This window comes from Actinophytocola sp. (assembly GCF_045807065.1).
Classification (GTDB): Bacteria; Actinomycetota; Actinomycetes; order Mycobacteriales; family Pseudonocardiaceae; genus Actinophytocola.
Genome location: NZ_JBJMIE010000177.1, coordinates 1 through 3740 on the forward strand (window position 1 = coordinate 1; position 3740 = coordinate 3740).

At 69.7% G+C, this 3740-nt stretch carries 5 protein-coding genes and 1 pseudogene; 2 read left to right on the forward strand and 4 right to left on the reverse strand.

Going from position 1 to position 3740, the window contains the following annotated elements; genetic code table 11:
* Positions 1-205 (forward strand): annotated as a pseudogene (locus ACJ73U_RS10090) (IS982 family transposase); the annotation flags it as partial.
* Positions 206-382: 177 nt separating this feature from the next.
* Here ACJ73U_RS10090 and ACJ73U_RS10095 read toward each other — a convergent pair.
* On the reverse strand, positions 383-979 hold the full coding sequence (locus ACJ73U_RS10095) for an O-methyltransferase (RefSeq protein WP_407777289.1): 597 nt from the start codon (positions 977-979) through the stop codon (positions 383-385).
* Between the two features lie 89 nt (positions 980-1068).
* On the opposite strand from ACJ73U_RS10095, the gene ACJ73U_RS10100 reads away from it, so the two are divergent.
* Positions 1069-1641 (forward strand): TetR/AcrR family transcriptional regulator, encoded by a 573-nt coding sequence (locus ACJ73U_RS10100; protein WP_407777290.1) that lies wholly within the window; start codon positions 1069-1071, stop codon positions 1639-1641.
* Here the strand turns inward: ACJ73U_RS10100 and ACJ73U_RS10105 are convergent.
* The 3 genes from ACJ73U_RS10105 to ACJ73U_RS10115 form a co-directional block, all read right to left on the reverse strand.
* Complete coding sequence (locus tag ACJ73U_RS10105; protein WP_407777291.1) at positions 1604-2587, reverse strand: ATP-binding cassette domain-containing protein; 984 nt, start codon at positions 2585-2587, stop codon at positions 1604-1606. The genes ACJ73U_RS10100 and ACJ73U_RS10105 overlap by 38 nt on opposite strands.
* Positions 2584-3411 (reverse strand): ABC transporter permease, encoded by an 828-nt coding sequence (locus ACJ73U_RS10110; RefSeq protein WP_407777292.1) that lies wholly within the window; start codon positions 3409-3411, stop codon positions 2584-2586. Before ACJ73U_RS10110 ends, ACJ73U_RS10105 begins: the two co-directional genes overlap by 4 nt.
* Positions 3404-3740, reverse strand: a 337-nt coding sequence (locus tag ACJ73U_RS10115) for an ABC-2 family transporter protein (RefSeq protein ID WP_407777293.1), incomplete at its 5' end; no start/stop codon positions are given. The genes ACJ73U_RS10115 and ACJ73U_RS10110, both read right to left, overlap by 8 nt.

Sequence of the window (3740 nt, forward strand, 5' to 3'; positions counted from 1 at the left end):
CACTCTCGCGGCATGCTGCCCGTCCTGGTTCGAGGACCTGTGGATGACCGACGCCACCCCCGTTCCCTGCGGCATGCCCCGCGAGACCGTGAAACGCTCCGACCTGGCCGGACACCCCGGCTACGGCTACTGCGCGTCACACTCCCGCTGGTACTGAGGCCTGAAGCTCTACCTCGTGTGCACCGGCGACGGCATGCCCATCTCCTGATGCCTGGCCAACCCGACAATCGGCGAACGCACCCCCACAGGCGTGTTCGCCCACGTCACCCAACGCCTGCTGGCCATGGCCGCGGGCATCTGACACAACTGGACAACCGGCATGACCAGCAAACGATCACCCAACGCCGACGACCACCAACACCAACTTCACGGAATCAATCATCTAAACGCGACAGCTGATCTCCATCCCGTCCTCCACCGGAAAAGCAACACTCACATACCCGTTCCCCGGCTCCCGGACATACTCCAGGTACTCCCCTAAGTCCGCGAGCTTGATGTCATCAGCCACCACCAGCGCACCCCGCGCCAACCGGGGCTCCAACAACCGAAGCACCGGCAGACACAAGTGCTTCCACCCATCCAGCAACACGAACCCGACAGGCCCAGGGACATCAGCGAGTGTCTCCAACGCGTCCCCGGCCAGAATCGTCACCCATTCAGCCACCCCCGCCTCATCCACATTGGACTGCGCGGCAGCGACCTTGGCCGCGCTCAGCTCGGTCGTGAACACGTGCCCGACACCGTTGTCTGCCACGGCCGAGGCCAGGTACAGCGTCGAGATCCCGTACGAGGTCCCGAACTCGACCGCAGTGGACGGCCGACTCGCTCGAACGAGCGAGTACAACAGATCCCCACCTCTGGCGGAAATCGGCATGTAGACGTCGGCCAGCAGGTCCGCCGCCTGCTGCGACGTCACCTCGGCGGGAAACACGGACGGAACGCTGTCATCGGCCGCGGTCGTGAACAGACGGTCGAGCACACCATGGACGGAAGGACTCCGCAGAGTTGTCATGACGGCTAGAGTAGACGCAACGTAGCGTCTTGTCTAGCGGGCCCTACGCTCTACGTATGCGGCACACCGGCAACCGGCACGGACGCAGCGAGGCGGCCAGGCAGGCAGTACTCGAGGCGGCCGACGACCTGCTGACCGAACGCGGCTTCGCGGGCGTGACGATCGAGGGCATCGCCACCCGGGCCGGGGTCGCCAAGCAGACGATCTACCGCTGGTGGCCGTCCAAGGTGGACATCCTTCTCGAGGCGTTCGCCGACGACATGGAGGAGCACCTGTTCCCGCCGGACCACGGCAACGTCGGCGACGACCTGCGCGCCCACCTGCACCGGCTGGCCCTGTTCCTCACCGAGTCCGACCCGGGCGAGGTGTTCCGCGCGCTCGCCGGCCAGGCCCAACACGACCCCGTGCTGGCCGCCCGGCTGCGCGCCGACTACCTCAGCCGGCTACGCGAGCACGACCGCGTCCCCCTCCAGGGGGCCGTCGAACGCGGCGAGCTACCCGCCGACCTGGACATCGACCTCGCCGTCGACCAGTTGGTCGGCCCGATCTACTACCGGGTGCTGGTCACCGGCGATCCGGTGCCCCGCGAGTTCACCGATCACCTCGTGGCGCGGTTCCTGCACGACTAGCGCCGGTGTACAACCTGGCCACCACGTCCTCGATCTCCGGCTCCTGCACCGAGAGGTCCCGCAGCGGCACGGCCTGCGCGAGCCGCGCCACCACCTCACCGGCCGTCGCGCCCTCCAGTGTCAGCGTGACGCGGAACCCGTCCGCCTCGACGCTCTCCACCGCCGCGCCGGGCAGGGTCAGGCCGGGCCACGGCGCGTCCAGGTCCGCCACCACCCGCCGCTTCGAGCGGTACGCCGCGTGCAGCTCGTCCAGCGTGCCGTCGTGCACGACGCGGCCGTGGTCGATCACCACCAGCCGCCGGCACAGCTTCTCGATGTCGGCGAGGTCGTGCGTGGTCAGCACGACCGTCGTGTCGCCGCGTGCGGCCACCTCCGCGAGGAAGCCGCGCACCGCCTGCTTGCTCAGCACGTCGAGCCCGATCGTCGGCTCGTCGAGGAACAGCACGGCGGGCCCGTGCAGCAACGCGGCCGTCAGCTCGCCCCGCATGCGCTGGCCGAGCGAGAGTTGCCGCACCGGGGTGTCCACGAAGGGGTCGAGGTCGAGCAGCGCCCGGCAGTACGTCAGGCGCGCGGCGTGGTCGGCGGCCGGCACGCGGTAGACGTGGCGCAGCAGGGAGAACGACTCCATGAGCGGCAGGTCCCACCACAGCTGCGACCGCTGCCCGAACACCACGCCGATGCGCCGCGCCAGCCGCGCCCGCTGCGGCACCGGCGTCAGCCCGCACACCGACACCGTGCCGCCGGACGGGGTGAGCACGCCGGTCAGCATCTTCAGCGTCGTCGACTTCCCGGCGCCGTTCGGTCCGATGTAGCCGAGCATCTCGCCCTCGGCGACCGACAGCGTCACGCCGTCCACGGCGGACACGGTGGTCGACGTCCTGCGGAACCGGCCGACCTTCTTCCGCACGGTGAAGTCCTTGCGCAGCGACGAAGTCTGGATGATCACGATCCTGTGCTCCGGTAGTGACGGACGCCCGCGCGCCAGAACATCCCGGCGAGCGTGGCGACGACCAGTGAGGTGAGTGGCGAGCACCAGCGCAACCAGTCGGGTGTCCCGAGTGGATCCGACCGGTCGAGCATGGCGAGTGCCGGCAGGTAGGCGACGAAGGCGAATCCGAGTCCGTAGGCGAAGAACCGCCGGAACAGGCCGCCGAACACGGTCATCGGGTAGGCGGCGACGTCCTTGCCGCCGTAGGTGAAGGCGTTCGCGATCTCGCCGGAGTCGATCCACCAGAACGCGACGGTGGCACCGGCCACGAAGATCGCGGCGAAGAACACGGCTCCGACGAGCGGCGCGAGCACCACCAGCACCGCGACCGGCGCGGACCACCGGACGGGCGCGACCGTCAGCGCCACGACATAGATGACCGCGCCCTGCAGCACCCGGCCGACCCGCCGCGGCGCGAAGTCCATCGCGACCAGCTGTCCCAGCGCCGACAGCGGCCGCAGCAGCACGGCGTCGAACAGTCCCGACCGGACGTAGACCCGCAGCTTCTCGGTGTTGCCGACGGCCAGGTCCGCGAGGGGGAAGGCGAACGCGGCGACGCCGACCATCAGCAGGATGTCCCGGGCGCCGAACCCGCCGAGGCTGTGGTTGACCGCGAACAGCACCCACAGGGTGGCGAGGTCGAGCGCGGTCAGGATGGTCGAGAACCCGAGGTCGAGCGCGAACGACAGCCGGTACTGCGTCTGGCTGCGCACCTGCGCGACGAGCAGTTGGCGGTAGGGCCGGTATCGGTGTTCGGCGTCCGCGCCGCTCCGTTCAGCCACCCTGCACCACCAGCCTCCGCAACGCCCGCCGCTGCACCACGCGGCCGAGCCCGATCGTGATCGCCAGCCACGCCGACTGTCCGGCGACGAGCACCAGGCCGTGCCCGATGCCGCCGCGCTCGACGAGCACGTCCAGCGGCGCCTGCATGAGCGCGGGGAACGGCGTGCCGACCCAGAGGACCGTGACGAGCCAGTCCGGCAGCACCGGCAGCGGGAAGTACAGCCCGCTGCCGACCCCGGACGCGACCACCCACACCATCTGGGCGCCGCGGATGTCGAGCAGCCAGAACGAGGTCAGCGCGACGAGGTACCGGCACCCCGCGCAGACC

Bases quoted from the DNA above. Each gene is read 5' to 3' on its own strand.
- ACJ73U_RS10100 (WP_407777290.1), top strand. From the start codon at position 1,069: ATGCGGCACACCGGCAACCGGCACGGACGCAGCGAGGCGGCCAGGCAG.